The sequence below is a fragment of the Cryptosporangium sp. NPDC051539 genome, from assembly GCF_044454545.1.
In the GTDB taxonomy this organism is placed as follows: Bacteria; Actinomycetota; Actinomycetes; order Mycobacteriales; family Cryptosporangiaceae; genus Cryptosporangium.
The window spans coordinates 893522-909932 of sequence record NZ_JBITDV010000001.1 but is presented as its reverse complement, the minus strand read 5'-3'; the positions used below and the strand labels follow the sequence as shown (position 1 = coordinate 909932).

The 16411-nt window shown below is 70.7% G+C and carries 17 protein-coding genes; 6 read left to right on the top strand and 11 right to left on the bottom strand.

Annotation, left to right across the window (positions count from 1 at the left end; translation table 11 throughout):
- Position 1: 1 nt before the first annotated feature.
- On the bottom strand, positions 2-445 hold the full coding sequence (locus ACIBZJ_RS04300; RefSeq protein WP_395925319.1) for an NUDIX domain-containing protein: 444 nt from the start codon (positions 443-445) through the stop codon (positions 2-4).
- 92 nt (positions 446-537) lie between these two features.
- Here ACIBZJ_RS04300 and ACIBZJ_RS04295 point away from each other — a divergent pair, with 92 nt between their 5' ends.
- Positions 538-1923 (top strand): GH1 family beta-glucosidase, encoded by a 1386-nt coding sequence (locus tag ACIBZJ_RS04295; protein WP_395925317.1) that lies wholly within the window; start codon positions 538-540, stop codon positions 1921-1923.
- 133 nt (positions 1924-2056) lie between these two features.
- On the top strand, positions 2057-2914 hold the full coding sequence (locus ACIBZJ_RS04290) for an LLM class F420-dependent oxidoreductase (protein ID WP_395925315.1): 858 nt from the start codon (positions 2057-2059) through the stop codon (positions 2912-2914).
- Here the strand turns inward: ACIBZJ_RS04290 and ACIBZJ_RS04285 are convergent.
- Positions 2911-3621, bottom strand: coding sequence for a VC0807 family protein (locus tag ACIBZJ_RS04285; protein WP_395925313.1), 711 nt, complete (start codon positions 3619-3621; stop codon positions 2911-2913). The two genes, ACIBZJ_RS04290 and ACIBZJ_RS04285, sit on opposite strands and share 4 nt — an antisense overlap.
- 21 nt (positions 3622-3642) lie before the next feature.
- Between ACIBZJ_RS04285 and ACIBZJ_RS04280 the strand changes: the two genes are divergently transcribed.
- Entirely contained in the window at positions 3643-4434 is a 792-nt protein-coding gene (locus tag ACIBZJ_RS04280) for a PaaX family transcriptional regulator C-terminal domain-containing protein (protein ID WP_395925311.1), read from the top strand.
- Between the two features lies 1 nt (position 4435).
- Here the strand turns inward: ACIBZJ_RS04280 and ACIBZJ_RS04275 are convergent, their stop codons facing one another.
- From ACIBZJ_RS04275 to ACIBZJ_RS04265, 3 genes are all read right to left on the bottom strand, one after another.
- Positions 4436-5767: an ABC transporter substrate-binding protein gene (locus ACIBZJ_RS04275; RefSeq protein ID WP_395925309.1), complete on the bottom strand. Its 1332-nt coding sequence runs from the start codon at positions 5765-5767 to the stop codon at positions 4436-4438.
- Between the two features lie 61 nt (positions 5768-5828).
- Complete coding sequence (locus tag ACIBZJ_RS04270; RefSeq protein ID WP_395925307.1) at positions 5829-6518, bottom strand: hypothetical protein; 690 nt, start codon at positions 6516-6518, stop codon at positions 5829-5831.
- A gap of 43 nt (positions 6519-6561) precedes the next feature.
- Positions 6562-7734, bottom strand: coding sequence for an FAD-dependent monooxygenase (locus tag ACIBZJ_RS04265; RefSeq protein ID WP_395925305.1), 1173 nt, complete (start codon positions 7732-7734; stop codon positions 6562-6564).
- Positions 7735-7804: 70 nt separating this feature from the next.
- Between ACIBZJ_RS04265 and ACIBZJ_RS04260 the strand changes: the two genes are divergently transcribed.
- Both ACIBZJ_RS04260 and ACIBZJ_RS04255 read left to right on the top strand, forming a co-directional pair.
- Positions 7805-8275, top strand: coding sequence for a MarR family winged helix-turn-helix transcriptional regulator (locus ACIBZJ_RS04260; protein WP_395925303.1), 471 nt, complete (start codon positions 7805-7807; stop codon positions 8273-8275).
- 35 nt (positions 8276-8310) lie between these two features.
- Positions 8311-8823 carry a MarR family winged helix-turn-helix transcriptional regulator gene (locus tag ACIBZJ_RS04255; RefSeq protein ID WP_395925301.1) on the top strand — a complete coding sequence of 171 codons (513 nt, stop codon included), beginning with the start codon at positions 8311-8313 and terminating at the stop codon, positions 8821-8823.
- On the opposite strand, the gene ACIBZJ_RS04250 is transcribed toward ACIBZJ_RS04255, so the two are convergent.
- Both ACIBZJ_RS04250 and ACIBZJ_RS04245 read right to left on the bottom strand, forming a co-directional pair.
- A complete protein-coding gene (locus ACIBZJ_RS04250) occupies positions 8783-10066 on the bottom strand; it encodes a cytochrome P450 (RefSeq protein WP_395925299.1) in 1284 nt (427 codons plus the stop codon). The two genes, ACIBZJ_RS04255 and ACIBZJ_RS04250, sit on opposite strands and share 41 nt — an antisense overlap.
- A gap of 11 nt (positions 10067-10077) precedes the next feature.
- Positions 10078-11421 carry a glutamine synthetase family protein gene (locus ACIBZJ_RS04245; protein WP_395925297.1) on the bottom strand — a complete coding sequence of 448 codons (1344 nt, stop codon included), beginning with the start codon at positions 11419-11421 and terminating at the stop codon, positions 10078-10080.
- Positions 11422-11545: 124 nt separating this feature from the next.
- Between ACIBZJ_RS04245 and ACIBZJ_RS04240 the strand changes: the two genes are divergently transcribed.
- Entirely contained in the window at positions 11546-12328 is a 783-nt protein-coding gene (locus ACIBZJ_RS04240) for an acetoacetate decarboxylase family protein (RefSeq protein WP_395926013.1), read from the top strand.
- On the opposite strand, the gene ACIBZJ_RS04235 is transcribed toward ACIBZJ_RS04240, so the two are convergent.
- From ACIBZJ_RS04235 to ACIBZJ_RS04220, 4 genes are read right to left on the bottom strand one after another with little or no spacing between them, the layout of a single operon-like run.
- Positions 12280-12981, bottom strand: a complete 702-nt coding sequence (locus tag ACIBZJ_RS04235; RefSeq protein ID WP_395925295.1) for a gamma-glutamyl-gamma-aminobutyrate hydrolase family protein — start codon at positions 12979-12981, stop codon at positions 12280-12282. The two genes, ACIBZJ_RS04240 and ACIBZJ_RS04235, sit on opposite strands and share 49 nt — an antisense overlap.
- Complete coding sequence (locus ACIBZJ_RS04230; RefSeq protein WP_395925293.1) at positions 12978-13829, bottom strand: fumarylacetoacetate hydrolase family protein; 852 nt, start codon at positions 13827-13829, stop codon at positions 12978-12980. The genes ACIBZJ_RS04235 and ACIBZJ_RS04230 overlap by 4 nt, the downstream gene beginning before the upstream one ends.
- Before the next feature lie 10 nt (positions 13830-13839).
- Positions 13840-14793, bottom strand: coding sequence for a catechol 1,2-dioxygenase (locus ACIBZJ_RS04225; protein WP_395925291.1), 954 nt, complete (start codon positions 14791-14793; stop codon positions 13840-13842).
- Between the two features lie 3 nt (positions 14794-14796).
- Positions 14797-16263, bottom strand: coding sequence for an aldehyde dehydrogenase (locus tag ACIBZJ_RS04220; protein WP_395925288.1), 1467 nt, complete (start codon positions 16261-16263; stop codon positions 14797-14799).
- Positions 16264-16411: the final 148 nt, after the last annotated feature.

Here is a 16411-nt window from a genome sequence, read left to right as displayed (position 1 = left end):
ACTACCCCAGCGTCTCGCCGTCCTCCAGATAGCGGGAAACCTGGAACCGCAACCCCTCGCACGCGGCCGCCAGCCTCGGCCGCACCGTCTCGGGCAGACGTTCGCCCGCCTCGCTGGGGTCGCAGAACGCGGCCCGGGGCAGTTCCTCGGCCCGGACCGTCCCGCCGTCGAAGACGAGGTCGAGCCGGTCCGGCCCGCTCACGTGGTCGACCACGAGCAACCGGTTCGGGGCCAGGTCGAGTCCGAGGAGGTCGTGCAACAGACGCCGGGCGGCCGCGCGGGGTGATTCGCCGTCCCCGGCGACGCCGCCGGGCAGCGCCCAGTCCGGTTTGCCGACCAGCAGGATCCGGCCGTTCTGGTCGCGGACGAGGATGTCGACGTTCACGAGTTTCCGGGGGCTCGGCCCGGTGTGCTCCTGGATCGGCAGTTCTCGAGTTCGGGTCACGGCGGTTCGGTTCCCACTCGCTCGCGTTCTCACTCCTCGTGGGATGCTGTGAAAGCGCTATCAGCGAAAGCGCTCTCACCACGGGAGGACCAATGCAGTTCCCCGCTGAGTTCGTGTTCGGCTCCGCCACCGCGTCGTACCAGATCGAAGGCGCCGTCCACGAGGACGGCCGCGGACCGTCTATCTGGGACACTTTCAGCCACACCCCCGGCAAGGTCCTCGACGGCGACACCGGCGACGTCGCCGACGACCACTACCACCGCCTCGACGCCGACCTCGACCTGATGGTGGACCTGGGCCTGGAGGCGTACCGGTTCTCGATCGCCTGGCCCCGGATCGTCCCCACCGGCCGCGGGGAGGTGAACCCGGCCGGTCTCGCGTTCTACTCCCGCCTGGTCGACGGCCTGCTCGACCGGGGCATCCGGCCGGTCGCCACGCTCTACCACTGGGACCTCCCGCAGGCACTGGAAGACGAGGGCGGCTGGACCAACCGGGCCACCGCCGAGGCGTTCGCCGCCTACGCCCGCGTGGCCGGCGAGGCCCTGGGCGACCGTGTCCACACCTGGACCACGCTCAACGAGCCGTGGTGCTCGGCCTACCTCGGCTACAGCTCCGGCGTCCATGCTCCCGGCCGCACCGAACCGCTCGCCGCGCTGCAGGCGGTCCACCACCTCAACCTCGCCCACGGGCTCGCGCTCCGCGAGCTCCACCAGGTCGTCCGGCCCGACGCGCAGTTCTCGGTGACGCTCAACCTGCACGTGTTCCGCCCGGTGGGTCCCACCGGAGAGGCGGCCAGGGCGACGGTGGACGCGCTGGCCAACGGCGTGTTCCTCGGCCCGATGCTGGAGGGTGCGTACCCGGCCGAGTCGCTCGAGGTGACGCGGGCCATCACCGACTGGTCGTTCGTGCAGGACGGCGACCTGGAGCTCATCCGCCAGCCGATCGACGTCCTCGGGGTGAACTACTACAGCACCAGCCGGGTCGCGCTCTGGGACGGCGTCGGTGAGCGGCAGCGGGCCGACGGCCACGGGGCCTCGTCGGCCACCGCCTGGCCGGGCGCCGACGACGTCGAGTTCCTGCCGACCGATCCGCCGCACACCGACATGGGCTGGAACATCGATCCGCAGGGGCTGGAGGACCTGCTGGTCGAGCTGGGCCGCCGGTACCCGGATCAGCCGATGATGGTCACCGAGAACGGCGCCGCGTTCCCGGACGTCGTCACCGAGGACGGCCGCATCCACGACGCCGAGCGCACCGACTACGTGCGGCGGCACCTGCGGGCGGTGCTCAACGTCCGCGAGAAGGGCGTCGACGTGCGGGGCTACTTCCTCTGGTCGCTGCTCGACAACTTCGAGTGGTCGTACGGGTACTCGAAGCGGTTCGGCATCGTCCGGGTCGACTACGAGACGCTGGAACGGACCCCGAAGGACAGCGCCCGCTGGTACGCGTCCGTGGTGCGGAACCGGTCGCTGGATTGACGGTCCGCCGCCGGCCGCGGTCGCGCGACCGCAGCCGGCGGCCCCGGGCCGGCCGCCGCGCATTGACTTAGAGCGCGCTCCAACCCCTAGCGTCGTCCTCGACACCCATCCCGCATCGAGGAGACGACCAGTCATGGAACTCGGCCTGCACATCGCCGACTTCACCTGGGACGGCGGTCCCACGCAGCTCCGCAAGGCCCTGGCCGACCACGTCCGCGAGGCCGAGGCGGCTGGTGTCACCCGGATCACCGTGATGGACCACTTCTGGCAGATCCAGGGGGTCGGCCCGGTCGAGCACGAGATGCTCGAGGCCTACACGACGCTCGGCTTCCTCGCCGCGCACACCGAGAAGGCGCAGCTGCAGACGCTGGTCACCGGCGTCATCTACCGCGAGCCCGCGCTGCTGGCCAAGCAGATCTCGACGCTGGACGTCCTCACCGGCGGCCGCGCCGGCCTGGGCGTCGGCGCGGCCTGGAACGAGGACGAGTCGCGGGGGCTCGGGTTCGCGTTCCCGTCGGTCGCCGAGCGGTTCGAGCGCCTCGAGGAGGCACTGCAGATCTGCCTGCAGATGTGGTCGGACTCCGAAGAGCCCTACCAGGGCACGCACTACCAGCTCGGCCGGACCCTCAACTCACCGCAGAACCTGCAGGCCCGCCCGCCGATCATGATCGGTGGCGGCGGCGAGAAGCGCACGCTGCGCCTGGTCGCCCAGTACGCCGACGCGTGCAACATCGGCGGCGACGCCGAGACGGTCACCCACAAGCTCGACGTGCTGCGGCGGCACTGCGACGACGTCGGACGCGACTACGAGGCGATCGAGAAGACCACGATCTTCCCGATCGACCCGAGCAGCACGGCCGAGGACGTCGTCCGCAGCGCGGAGACGATGCGCGACCTCGGCTTCACGGTCGCGTACGTCTACGCGCACGACATCACCGACCGCCGCGCGATCAGCGACCTGTTCGCGACCGCGGTCCCGAAGCTGGCTTAGGCCTGCTCGGGCGCGGCGGCCGCCGTCGGCGGGAGCGCCCCGCTCAACCCGCGCCGCTGGGCGCCGGCCTGCGCCCGGCGTCCGGCGGTGACGCTCAGCGTGATCAGCCCGGCGATGACGACGTAGGGCACGACGTTGTTGACGACGACCATCGAGCCGGTGCCCAGGCGCCAGGTGAGCACCGCCCTCACCACCGCCTCGCCGACCAGGCCGGCGCCCCAGACCGCGGTCAGCCGACGCTGGAGGCTCCGGAAGTTCGGGTGCCTCCAGAGGCCGTCCCACCAGTCGCGCTGGGCCTTGGACCCGTCGGTGGCGAACCGGCGCCCGAAGTAGAAACACAGCGGCTTGCCGGCGATCAGCGTGGCCAGGAACACCAGCCCGATCACGCCGGTCGTGATCGAGTCCTTGAGGAACACCGCCCGCGCGTCCCCGGAGAACACCGTGGTGGCGATACCGGCCACCAGCCCGAGCAACACGAACACGCTGAACTCGTCGACGTGACGCTGGCGGTGCACGGTCCAGGCCAGCTCGGCCGCCGGCCAGACGCCGGACAGCAGCAGGGCCGGGACGTCGGCCAGACCGGCCCCGGTGAGCACGAAGTAGGTCGCGGTCGGTAACGCGATGTTGGCGACGAGCGGGATCACCCACGACTGCACGACCGACTGGCTGCTCGGCGGCTTCTGGTCCGACACGTCTACCCCCAACATGTGACGCGATACGCTACGACCGTGAGCGACGTTATCACGCGAGGGCGGTCGGCCGGGCTCGTCCCGTTCCTGTTCGGCCTGACCGGTCGCGCGGCGCTGCCCGGCGTCGCGCTGCGGCGGCTGCTCGGAGATCTGGGGGTCTCGGACGACGCGGCCCGCGCGTTGCTGTCCCGCCTGGCCCGGGCGGGACAATTGGCCGCCGAACGGCACGGCCGCACGGTCGAGTACCGGCTGGCCGGTGATCTCGCCCGCGGATTCGACCGGATCCGGTCGCCGAGCGAGCCCGCCCCGTGGACGGGATCGTTCGCGGCCGTGCTCTACCAGGTCCCCGAGGAGCACCGGCCGTTCCGCGACGCGCTCCGCCGGGCGGCCGTGCTCGCCGGCTACGGCGTCCTGCAGCCCGGCGTCCTGATCTCGATGTCCGACCTGGGCACCCGCCTCGACGGCGTGCTCGCCGACCGGCCGGACGAGGCCCGGGTCTGGCCCGCGCGGCTCGCGCTGAGCGTCGGGGACGCGGCCGCGGCGGCGTCCGTCGCCTGGGACCTGCCCGGGCTCGCCCGCGACTATCGCGTCCACCAGCGCCGGTTGGCCGCGGCCGGAGCGCAGACGCCTGCGGATCCGCAGGCCGCGCTCCGCGCCTACGCCGACACGCTGATGCCGATCCTGGTGGAGACCCTGCGGGAACCGAGGCTCCCGCAGGGTCTGATGCCGGCGGACTGGCCCGGCCCCGGCCTCCGGGAGGCCATCGGCCGGTACTCCGCCGCCGTCGTTCCGGCGTTCACTGCCTATCTGGACGCTCTGACGAGCCCGTGAATCACGAACCCTCGAGTGCCGGGGCGGACTTGGCCGCGGCCTGATCGAGGGCCTGCTTCGGTTGGGCCTGACCCTTGAGCACCTTGGCGATCGCGGCGCCGACCTGCTTCGACATCTCCGCGTAGCCGGGGACGGTCGGGCGGGCCTGGCGGGCGTTCGCCAGGTTGTTGAAGAACTCCCGGCCGCCCGGGTACTCCTGGGTGTAGGCGGCGAACTGCATCGTGGTCTGCTCGACACCGCGCAGCGGCAGGTTGCCGATCGCGAGGTTGAACTTCGCGTCGACGTCCTTGCTGGTCAGCCACCGGATGAACTCGCGGGACGCGCCCGCGCGATTCTTGTCCTCGTGGTTGAACAGCACCCACAGGTCGGGGCCGGAGACCGTCTGGTGGTCACCGTTGTAGCCGGGCAGCTGGGTGACGCCGTAGTCGATGCCCTTGTCGCTCAGCCCGAGCAGCTCCCACGGACCCGACATCATCATCGCGATCTTGCCGCTCGCGAACAACTGCGGGTACTTCTCGTCGGTCTGATCGAGGTACATCGACTTGTCGTCGACCGCGATCTGGCGCAGCGTCTCCAGCGCGTCGACACCGGCCTGGTTGTTGAACGCGGGCTTCTTGCCGTCGAGGATCAGCCCGCCGTGCTGCCACAGCAGCGGCCACAGGTGCCAGGTGGTGTCTTCGCTCCCGGACACCGAGTACGCGGTGCCGTACACGCCCTTCTGGGTGTCGGTGAGCTTCTTGGCCGCGTTGCGGAACTGCTCCCAGCTCCACCGCTTGGTCGGAGGCGCCACCCCGGCCTGCGTGAACAGCTTCTTGTTGTAGATCAGCCCGATGTTGTCGACCAGCGCCGGAATACCGATCACGACGCCGTTGACGGTCGCGGTCTCCTGCGCGGCGGACGGGAAGTCCTGCCAGTCGAACTCCGGGTCGCGGACGAAGTCGGCCAGGTCCTGCGTCTTGCCGGTCGCGGCCAGCTGACCGGCCCAGCTGCCGAACGCGTACGAGACGTCCGGGTACGAGCCGTTGCCGAACGCACTGGTCAGTTTGGGCAGCAGGTCGTCGGTGACCTGGGCGCCAGCGGACGTCTTGATCGTGACGTTCTTGTGCAGACGCTGGTACTCGTCGGCCAGGCTCTCGGCCGTCTTCTCCATCTCGGGGGTCTGCTGCCCGGTCCACCAGGTGATCGTCACCTTGGCGTCGGGGTCGTAACCCTTGGCGGCGTCGCGGGCGCCGTTGGTCTCGGACGGCCCGCAGGCGGAGAGCACGAGGGCGCCGGCCAGGGCCAGCGTCAGACCGGCCAACGCGGGCCGTCGCCGGCCGCGGATGTGTCTCACGAGCTACACCTCTGTTGAAGTGACGGTCTGGTCGGGCTGTTGTTACATATGTTTCCTTTAATTAACTGACGGACAGCGTTCCGAGTCGCCAGAGATAGCGGCTGGTGGGCACCAGATCGAGGTCTTTGTCCGCACCGAACCGGGACACGCTGGTCATCAATTCGCGCTGGCGGCGACGGAGTTCGGCCTCGTCACCCCGGCTGCCGTAGAACGCGTGCGGATCGGTCAGCGCGGCCATCGGGAAGTGCTCCTCGACGATCGCGGCGACGTCCGGCGACGACGGCGTCAGCGCCTCCTCGACCACGTTCTGGACGTAGCAGACCGTGCCCTGCGTCCGGATCGCGATCGGGGTGTGCCGCACCAGCCAGTAGTGCAGGTAGTCGTCCCGGCTCATCGAGCCGGGACGACGGAGCAGCGCGATCTGGGACAGCACGTCGGCGCGGGCGCCGTCGGGCACCGGCTCGGGGTCGAGGCGCACCCGCTCGGTGACCCGGTACGCGTGCGGCTCGGGCTCGCCGGCGACCTGGCCGACGACGGCGGCCGCGCTCGTCACGTCGCCCTCGGTCCAGACCGAGACCAGCCCGGTGATCGGCGCACCCGGCCCGAAACGCAGCGCGGGCGCCACGTCGGTGTCGTCGAGGTTGATCTGGACGGCCGTCGCCCCGACGGCGGCGAGCGCGGACAGGAAGGAACCGGCCGAAAGGGGAGTGCCGATATCAGTGTGGTGCAGGACAACGATCAGTTTCCGCACGAGGGCGAAACCTAGCAGCGAAGCCGCGCCGCGGGAACCAGTTCTACTCGAAAGCCGGGAGGACCAGTGCGGAGTGGGCGGCCTCGGCGTCACTCGGGATCTCGGTGAGCCCGCGGAGCAGGTCGTTGCGCCGGGCCAGCGCCTCGGGCGTCGACGGGAACATCGTCGCCTCGCCCTCGCTGACCAGCGCCTGGTTGAGCTGGACGAACCCGCGGGCGCTCTGCTCGTAGGCCTCGAACGCGGCCGCGTGGTCGTCGTGCGTGGCCAGTGCGCCGGCCAGCAGGTACGCGCCGACCAGCGCCAGGCTGGTGCCCTGGCCGGTCAGGAACGACGGCGCGTAGGCCGCGTCGCCGACCAGCGCGACCCGCCCGGACGACCAGCGCGGCAGATGGATCTGGCTGACGACGTCGAAGAAGATGTCGTCGGCCTCCTGCATCGTGGCCAGGAGCCGGGGGATCTCCCACTCGTGGTCGTCCCCGAAGATCGAGGCGACCAGTTTGCGCTGCTCAGCCGGGTTGCGATGGGCGTCGAGCGGCGGCTCCGCCAGGCTGATGTTGAGGAACGCGTGCACGCGCTCGGGACGGTCGCCGACCGCGTAGAGCGCTGCGGTCCGGCCCGGGACGTTCCACATCACGCCCTCGTGGGAGAGCCCGAGGTGGTTGGGCGCCCCGAAGCCGGCGAACGCGTAGCCGAGGTAGCGGTGGTAGGGCGCTTCCGGCCCGAGGATCAGCGCCCGGGTCTGCGAGTGCAGGCCGTCGGCGCCGACGACCAGGTCGAACGTGCGCCGGGAACCGCCGGCGAACACGACGTCGACGCCGGTGTCGCTCTCGTCGAGGGTGGCGATCGAGTCGTCGAAGATCAGCTCGACGTCGTCGCGGATCGTGCCGAAGATCGCCGCGGTCAGGTCGCCGCGGCGGATTTCCAGGTCGTGCTCGGTGTCGCCGGTCAGCGTCGCCGGGTTCAGCGAGGTCAGGATGCTGCCGTCCGGCTCGAGGAACGTGATCCGGCGGGTGTCGACGTGGGCGGCCCGTAAGGCGGGGGAGAGGCCCATCCGGCCGACGACGTCCAGCGCGGTGCCCCGGACGTCGATCGGGTAGCCGCCGCCGCGCAGCGAGCCGGACTTCTCGACGATCGTGACGTCGTACCCGTAGCGCCGCAGCCAGTAGGCGAGCGCGGGCCCGGCGATGCTGGCACCGGAAATCAGAACGGAGGTCATTTTGAGATACCTAACTTAGGTAAGCTTCTAGGGACGGGACGAACTATATACCTAACTTAGGCATCTAAATATGAGCGCGACCGAAGAAGACCTCCGCGGCGTCTTCGCGGAGTTCACCCGGGTGAGCAACGCGATCCGGCGCGGACGGCTGGAAGAGCGGGCGATGGCGCACGCCGGGATCGACGTCGAGCGCCCGGCGCTGACGATCCTGATCACGCTGCAGACGGCCGAACAGCCGCTGCGGATCGGCGAGATCGCGAGCCGGATGCAGGTCGTCGGGCCGCACGTCACCCGGCACCTGCCCGACCTCGAACAGCGCGGGCTGGTGCGGCGGGTCATCGACCCGGGGGACTCGCGCGCCCGGCTGATCGAGGTCACCCCCCAAGGCCGGGACGTCGTCACGTCCTACCTCGGCGCCGTGCTCGGCTGGATGCGCGACGTGCTCGACGAGTGGTCGGACCAGGACCGGGCGGCGTTCCTCACGCTCGTCCGGCGATTCGCCGACGAGTTCGCCACGAAGCTCCAGTGGCTGGAGGACTGAGCAGACCGTTCGTACCCGAACGATAGACTGGCGGCATGACGGGATCGCACACGCTCCGGGCGACCGAGCAGGCCGTGGAAGAGCGGGTGGCCGGGATGTCGCTCGACACCAGCGCGATGTGGGCGGTGTCGAACATCTACCGGGCCACCACGTCGATCCGGAACCACCTCGAGCAGACCGTGCTGCGCGATACCGGGCTGACCTGGACCGGGTTCGTCGTCCTGTGGGTCGTCTGGATCTGGGGTGAGATCGAGACCGCGCAGGCCGCGGCCGAGGCCGGCATCTCCAAAGGGACGCTCACCGGCGTCGTGAAGACGCTGGAGTCCTACCGGCACCTCAAGCGCGAGCGGCACGAGACCGACAAGCGCCGGGTCGTGCTGTCGATGAGCCCGTCCGGCCGCAAGCTGATGGAAGGCCTGTTCCCGGCATTCAACCGGGAGGAGGCGTTCGTGGTGCGCGCGCTCTCCGACGCGCAGCGCACGGAGCTGGCGAACTCGCTGCGGACGGTCATCGAGGGGCTGGAGCGACCCGGACCGGGAAAGCCTTGATCCCGTTGACGAAGTTGCTGCGGATCCGCCGCACCGCACCGGCGAGCTCGATCGACTCCAGCCGGGGGAGCAGCTCCTCGAACATCAGCCGGATCTCCATCCGGGCCAGGTTCGCGCCCATGCACAGGTGCGGGCTGCCCTTGCCGAACGTCAGGTGGTCGACGTTCGTGCGGGTCACGTCCAGCGTGTAGGGATCGTCGAAGACCTCGGGGTCGAAGTTGCCGGACGCGAACCACATCACGACCTTGTCGTCCTCGCGGATCGTCCTGCCGCCGAGTTCGACGTCGCGGGTCGCGGTGCGGCGGAAGTGGTACACCGGCGACGACCAGCGCAGCAGCTCCTCGACCGCGGTGTTCAGCAGTTCGGGTCGCTGCCGCAGGAGCGCCAGCTGCCCGGGCTGCTCCATCAGGCCCAGCATCGAGTTGCTGATCGCGTGCCGGGTGGTCTCGTTGCCGGCGATGACCAGCAGCGAGAAGTAGTTGTTGAAGTCCTGCGGGCTCAGCGGCACCCCGTCGCCGGGCATCTTGTTGGCCAGCACCGAGATCAGGTCGCCGCCGTCGCCGCCGGCCCGCTCGCCGCGCAGCCGGTTGCCGTAGTCCCAGACGTCCTGGACGGTCGGGGAGCGGAACGGCAGGTGCCGGTACCGCTCCGACTCGGCGGTGTCGGCCCGGACCGACGCGTAGTCGGGGTCGGTGTTGGCCACCATCTCGTTGCCCCACGCGATCAGCTGCGGCGTGTCCTCCGGCGGGACGTCGAGCAGCCGGGCCAGCACCTGGATCGGGAAGTCCGCGCTGATCTCTTCCACGAAGTCGATCCGGCCGTCGTGGGCGGCCGCCGACGCGAAAGCCCGGTCGACGGTCTGCTTCGTGAGCACCCGGAGGAAGCCCTCGTAGTGCGTCATCAGCGTCCGCGGGGTGAACTCGCGCTGGATCAGCCGGCGCAGCACCCGGTGCCGGGCACCGTCGGTCTCCAGCATCGACCGGCGGAAGTCTCGCAGGTCGTCGTCGACGTCCTCGAGGCCGACGAACTTCTCCGAGGTGTACGTCTCGACGTCCCGGTCGACGGCCCAGATGTCCGCGTGCCGGGTGACCGCCCAGAATCCGGTGCCGTCCTTCTCGTCGTTCCAGTGCACCGGGTCCTCGGCCCGCAGCGTGTCGAACTGCGCGAAACCGCGGAGGCCGGCGAACCCGTCGATGTCGGAGAGGTCCACGTCGGCGAGGGGTACGGGTGCGTGACGAGGCATGGGGGCACTCCTCAGATGTGGTACGTGTACTCCTGGAACTCCCAGTCGGTGATCCAGGTCCGGAAGCGCTCGATCTCGTCGCGCTTGTAGGCGAGGAACGCGGCGACGAACGGCTGTCCGAGCAGGTCGGCGACGTCGGCGTCGGCCTCGAGGGCGTCCAGCGACTCGGCCAGGCTCTGCGGCAGCTTCGCCGATCGGGTGGTGTCGTAGCCGTAGCCGACCAGGGCCTCCGGCGGCTCGATCCGGTCGCGGATCCCCAGCAGCGCCCCGGCGAGCAGGCCGGCGATCGCCAGGTAGGAGTTCGCGCTCGCGTCGCCCAGCCGCAGCTCCAGCCGGGTGGCCGTACCGCGCTCGGGCGGGATCCGGACCATCGCGCTGCGGTTGTCGAGGCCCCAGTCGATCAGCCAGGGCGCGAGCGTGTCGGGGCCGAAGCGCTTGTACGAGTTGATCGTCGGGTTGCAGACCGCCGCGATCGCGGGTGCGTGCGCGAGGATGCCGCCGATCGCGTGGTGGGCGGTCAGCGACAGCCCGTCGGCCGTCGACGGGTCGTCGAAGAGGGACGCCCCGCCGGCATCGACCAGGGAAAAGTGCAGGTGGTAGCCCGATCCGCCCTCGTCGTTGAACGGCTTGGGCATGAACGTGGCCAGGTGGCCGCGGCGGCGGGCCAGCTCCTTGACCGCGTCCTTGAACCGGTGGGCGCGGTCGGCGGCGTCGAGGGCGTGGCCGTGCCAGAGGTTGATCTCGAACTGGCCGGAGGAGAACTCGTGGTTGGCCGCGACCACGTCGATGCCGTACTCGCCGAGCCGGCGGAGCGACTCCAGCAGGACGTTCTCCGGGTCGCCCTTGCGTCCCGACGTGTAGATGTTGCCGGTGCCCTCGCCGTACCGTTTCCAGCCCGAAGGGCTGTCCTCCAGCAGGTAGAACTCGAGCTCGGGGCCGACGATCGGGGTGGCCGCCTCGGCCTCGAACCGCGCGCAGAGCTGACGTAAGACCTGTCGCGGGCTCTCCCTCGCCGGGCTGCCGTCGGGGTTGAAGACGTCGGCGATGCAGTGCGCGACCCCGGGCTCCCAGGGCAACGGGCGCAGCGTGGCGAGGTCGGGGAACGCGAGCACGTCGGGCAGCCCGTCGGACAGGCCCCGGTCGATGTCGACGACGCCACCGCGTGGCGTGGTGCCGAAGACCGAGCGGCAGAACGCCACGCCGCCGCCCACGGTGCGGGGGAGGTGGTTGACCAGGACGTCCCGGCCCCGGTCGACGCCGATCAGGTCGGCGTACCCGAGCCGGACGACGTCGATGCCGTCGGCGGTCAGCCGTTCCTGCGCCGGCCGGAGTCCCGAGGTGTCGAAGTGAGCCACGCCGCTTCCCTTCGTTTGGGCCCGAACAATATAGCGCGGTACCGGGCCGGGCAAGACTTCCGCTTCTGGCCCGTCCGGCATAACGTACGGATCCAAACGACCAGAGGAGGGCCGCGTGACGGCGATGAACGGCTTCCTGTATCCCCGGACGGCGTCCGGGGACGCGTCGCTGATTCCGGCCCCGCCCTGGTACTACTCCGGAGATCTGCTCACGGTGGAGTACCGCACGGATCCGGCCAGCGTCGCCGCGCTCCTCCCCGAACCGCTGGGCCTCGCTCCCGACGACCCCGGCGCGGTCGCGTTCATCTGGGCCGACTGGCAGTCGTGCTCGGCCGGCCGGGACGAACTGCTCGACCCGGCGCGCGCACAGTACAAAGAGGCGTTCGTCGTCGTCCGGTGCTCGTACGCGGGCGTCACCTACTCGCGCTGCGTCTTCATCTGGGTCGACAAGGACTTCGCGATCGCCCGCGGCCTGCACCAGGGGTACCCGAAGAAGCTCGGCTCGGTGTGGCAGACCCGTCCGCACCCGTTCGCCCAGGCCGCGCCCCGGATCGGTGCGGGGGGCAGGTTCGGGGCGACGCTCGCGTCCTACGACCGGCGGCTGGCCGAAGCGGTCGTGACGCTACGGGAGGAATCGGATACCAACGGGTTCGTCAACGCGCACCCGATGGCACATCACCGGGTGTACCCGGACATCGCCGGGGACGGGGACGCCTACGCCGAACTGATCTCGTCCGGCGCCAGCGCGTTCCAGGGTGGGCAGGCCTGGAAGGGCGACGCCGAACTGCGGCTGTTCGAGGCCCCGACCGAGGAACTGGCCCGGCTGGAGGTCGGGGAGATCATCGGCGGGTACTTCCGTCAGGTCGGCGTCGAGTGGAACGGCGGGTCGACGCTCGCCCGGCTCTGAGCCACCAGTGCCCGGAAGATCGCGAGATCGGCCTGCCAGGTGTCTTCCGGATGCCACTGCACGCCGAGGAACCAGCCCGGGAGCCCGTCGATCTCGACGCCCTCGATCGTGCCGTCCTCGGCGTGTGCCACTGCCCGCATCCGCCGGCCCAGGGACGAGAGGCACTGGTGGTGGAAGCACGACGCCTCGACTTTCGCGCCGAGCAGGCCGGACAACGCCGACCCGGGCTCGATCGTGACCGTGTGCCGGACGTGCCGGTGGTGGGCGAGCATGTCCGGGAGCAGGCGCCCGCCCCGCGCCACGTTCACCACCTGCAACCCCCGGCAGATCGCCAGTAGCGGCACGCCGGTCGCCAGGCAGTGCCGGGCCACCGCCAGGTCGAACGCGTCCTGCGCGGGATCGACGTCGTAGAGCGACGGATGCGGGTCCGGATCCGGGGAAGCCAGGTCCCCGCCTCCCGGTAATAACACGCCCTGACAGAACCCCAGCCGCCCGGCCGCCCCGCCCGCGGCCGAGGGGTGCATCGACAGCGGCTCGCCCCCGGCCTCGAAGACCGACTCGGCCAGCGCCCTCGCGGTCACCTCGGCCTCGTACCGCAGCGCCGAGGTCGTGGCGGAGAAGCGCGCCGGTATCGCGATCAGCGGCCTCGTCACGACGTGATCGGCTTGCGCTGTCCGCGGAACTCCCACTCGCCGCCCTGCGCCGTCGACAGCACCTCCTCGGACTCGCTGGGCTGCGCCCCGACGTCGGACCGGATCGGGGTGGGGCCGCCGACGACGTGGTTGCGCAGCGTCCCCAGTCCCTCGACGTCGACCTCGACGACGTCGCCCGGACGGACCGTGCGGGAGAGGGCCGGTGTGCCGGACAGCAGCAGGTCACCCGGGTGCAGGGTGATCGTGCGCGCGATGTCGGCGACCAGGTAGTGCATGTCCCAGTTCATCTCGTCGGTCGTGCCGTCCTGCTTGACCTCGCCGTTGACCAGCGTGCGGATCCGTTTCCCGCGGAAGTCCCAGCCCTCCACCAGACCGGGACCGATCGGGCACAGCGTGTCCGACCCCTTCACGCGCAGCATCGAGCCGGCATCGGTGTCCCGGAAGTCGTGCAGCCCGTAGTCGTTGGCGACCGTGTAGCCGCGGATGTAGTCCCCGGCCTCGGCCGGCGCGACGTTGCGGCAGGTCCGGCCGATGACGATCGCGATCTCGCCCTCGTAGTTGAGCCACTTGCAGCCCTCCGGCCGCACCACGGCCGCGTCGTGCGCGTTCAGCGCCGAGGTCGGTTTCTGGAAGTACGTCGGTGCGGGCGGCAGCGTCGCCTGCAGCTCGCGTACCCGGCTGAGGTAGTTGAGGTGGACGCAGATGATCTTCGACGGGAGGACCGGCGGCAGGTGGCGGGCGTCGGCGACCGGCACTTCCCGCCCGTCGCCGGCCACCAGCGTGCCACCGTCGCGAACGACGTCGACGGCGTTGCCGTCCAGCAGGATGCGGCGGGTTTCACGAGTCACGGAGAGCTCCTCAGCCGGCGGCGGGCAGGTCGGGGCCGCCGTTCTGGCGGACGAAGTCGGGGTCGGCCGGCGTCGTTTTCGCGGCCGGGAAACCGGCGGCCGGGCGATCGAACCAGAGGTGCACCTGGCCGGTGCCGACCGAGTTCTCGTACTCGCCGAACTGGCGGCCCGGCGCCGTGCAGCGCTCCTCGCCGAGCGCCCCGAGCATCATCTGGTAGTGCATGAACCTCGCCTCCGGACGGTAGCGGAGGTAGTCGGGCATCGTGGCGAGGACCTTCGCGTGGTCGCCGGCGACGAGCCATTCGATGCGTTCCAGGTCGGCGGCGAGCGCCTCGGGCGAGTGGATGTGCTCGCGCCCGGCGGCCTCGTGGTCGCGCAGCTGGCGCAGCGGCCAGAACGTGTGCGACATCGCACCCGACGCGAGCAGCACGACCGTGCGATCGGACTCGGCGATCGCGTCGCCGAGCGCCCGGCCGAGCCGGTAGGCGTCCTCGCCGTCGGCGGTCTGGCAGACGCCGATCGAGATCCAGCGTTTCTCCGGCAGACCCCGGCCGAGGAACTCCCACAGGTTCGTCGTGGCGTAGAAGATCGGCAGCGCGTGGTCGTCGATCGCGGTGATCCAGGTGGAGTGCCGTTGTCCTTTTCCGGCGACGGCTCTCGCCAGTTCCGGGTCGCCGGGGAAGTCGTACGGGCGGCGTTGCATACCGCGGGGAAGTTCCTCCGAGGTGAACAGGCCGCTGCGCCGGTCCTGCGCGGTGACGACGAACTCCACCGTCGTGGCCCAGTGGGAGTCCAGCACGACGACCGTGTCGTAGTCGAGGGTCTCGAACACCTCCCGCCGCAGCTGGTGCAGGCCGGAGACGAGCGTGGAGTCCTGGCCGTGGTTCAGCTCGCGTCGCGTCTCCTCCGGCAGGACGATCGTGGGGACGTGCGCCAGCAGGCCGGCGCCGATGACCTCACCCATGCCTCACCCCTCCCAGCCGGTGGGGCTGAAGACGCTGTTCTTGACGTCGCAGTAGAAGTCGAACGACCAGGGGCCGCCTTCGCGTCCGATGCCGGATCGGCCGTTGCCGCCGAACGGGGCTTCGAGGTCGCGGACGAAGAAGCAGTTGACCCAGACCGTGCCGGCGTCCAGCGCGTGCGAGATGCGTTCGGCGCGGGCCCGGTCACCGGTGACGAGCGTGGCCGCGAGCCCGAACGGGGTGTCGTTGGCGCGGGCGACGGCGTCGTCCTCGTCGTCGAACGTCTCGATCGTGACGACCGGCCCGAAGACCTCTTCGGTGAGGATCTCGTCGCCGGGCTTCGTGTCGGTGAGGATCGTCGGCCGGTAGTAGAGGCCGCCTTTCTCGGTGTTCGGACCACCTCCGGTCAGCGCCCGGGCGCCGTCGGCGAGTGCGCGCCGGACGAAGCCGTCGATCCGCTCGAAATGCGCGCGGGTGATGAGCGCGGAGACGTCGGTGCGCTCGTCGCGGGGGTCGCCCTGACACAGGGCCCTGGTGCGCTCGACCAGCCGGTCCGTGAACTCTCCGGCGATCGATTCGTGGACCAGCATCCGGGCCGCCTTCAGGCAGACCTGGCCGGCGTTGTCGAACTGATCGACGGCCAGGTCGACGGCGAGGCCGAGGTCGGCGTCCGCGAACACCAGCAGCGGGGATTTGCCGCCGAGCTCGAACGAGAGCGGCACGATGTTCGGGGCGGCGGCGCGGGCGATGGCCCCGGCGGTCGGCACCGAGCCGGTGAACGCGAGCCGGTTGATGCCCGGATGCGCCGACAGCGGTGCCCCCGCGTCCGCGCCGGTGCCCTGGACGACGTTGAACACTCCGGCCGGGACGCCGGCCTCGTGCAGGATGTCGGCGAGCAGGCTCGCGGTCAGCGGCGCCCACTCCGGCGGCTTGAGCACGACGGTGTCGCCGGCCGCCAGCGCCGGGCCGATCCGCCAGGTGGCGAGCATCAGCGGCGCGTTCCACGGTGTGATGACCGCGACGACACCCGCCGGGTCGTAGGTGATGCGCTCGCGGTGGCCCCGCACCGAGAGGCCGGGGTGGCCGAGCCGCTTCTCGGCGTAGTCGGCGAAGGCCCGGAAGTTCAGCGCGACCCGGGGCATCACCCCGCGGCGGTGGCTGCGGAGCAGCGATCCGTTGTCACGCGTCTCGAGTGCGGCCAGGTCCTCGACCCGGGCGTCGAGGCGATCGGCGGCCCGGCGCAGGATCGAGCCGCGTTCGGCCGGGCTCGCTGCCTTCCAGGCCGGGAACGCGGCCCGGGCCGCCGCGACCGCGGCGTCGACCTCGGCCGCGCCGCCCGCGGCGACCCGCGCGATCTCCTGTTCGTCGATCGGTGACACGTCCGAAAAGCGTCCGGCGGACGCGACGCGCCGGCCGTCGATCCAGTGGCGGAGATCGACCCGGACGCCGTCGACCAGTGCAGAGTCGTCCATCGGGCTCCCGCTGAGCGTAGGTCGTTTGGAGCCGAACGTAATCGCGCCCGGTTCGGGTGGTCAAGCGGCTGAGCAATCTGTTCGGACGCGAACGATTCGATCACGAGCGCTCGACAAGTCGTTCGGGTCCGAATATCTTTTGTCGCCC

Bases quoted from the DNA above. Each gene is read 5' to 3' on its own strand.
- ACIBZJ_RS04265 (WP_395925305.1), bottom strand. From the start codon at position 7,734: ATGACCTCCGTTCTGATTTCCGGTGCCAGCATCGCCGGGCCCGCGCTC.
- ACIBZJ_RS04285 (WP_395925313.1), bottom strand. From the start codon at position 3,621: ATGTTGGGGGTAGACGTGTCGGACCAGAAGCCGCCGAGCAGCCAGTCG.
- ACIBZJ_RS04225 (WP_395925291.1), bottom strand. From the start codon at position 14,793: ATGGGTGAGGTCATCGGCGCCGGCCTGCTGGCGCACGTCCCCACGATC.
- ACIBZJ_RS04295 (WP_395925317.1), top strand. From the start codon at position 538: ATGCAGTTCCCCGCTGAGTTCGTGTTCGGCTCCGCCACCGCGTCGTAC.
- ACIBZJ_RS04260 (WP_395925303.1), top strand. From the start codon at position 7,805: ATGAGCGCGACCGAAGAAGACCTCCGCGGCGTCTTCGCGGAGTTCACC.
- ACIBZJ_RS04240 (WP_395926013.1), top strand. From the start codon at position 11,546: ATGAACGGCTTCCTGTATCCCCGGACGGCGTCCGGGGACGCGTCGCTG.
- ACIBZJ_RS04250 (WP_395925299.1), bottom strand. From the start codon at position 10,066: ATGCCTCGTCACGCACCCGTACCCCTCGCCGACGTGGACCTCTCCGAC.
- ACIBZJ_RS04290 (WP_395925315.1), top strand. From the start codon at position 2,057: ATGGAACTCGGCCTGCACATCGCCGACTTCACCTGGGACGGCGGTCCC.
- ACIBZJ_RS04220 (WP_395925288.1), bottom strand. From the start codon at position 16,263: ATGGACGACTCTGCACTGGTCGACGGCGTCCGGGTCGATCTCCGCCAC.
- ACIBZJ_RS04255 (WP_395925301.1), top strand. From the start codon at position 8,311: ATGACGGGATCGCACACGCTCCGGGCGACCGAGCAGGCCGTGGAAGAG.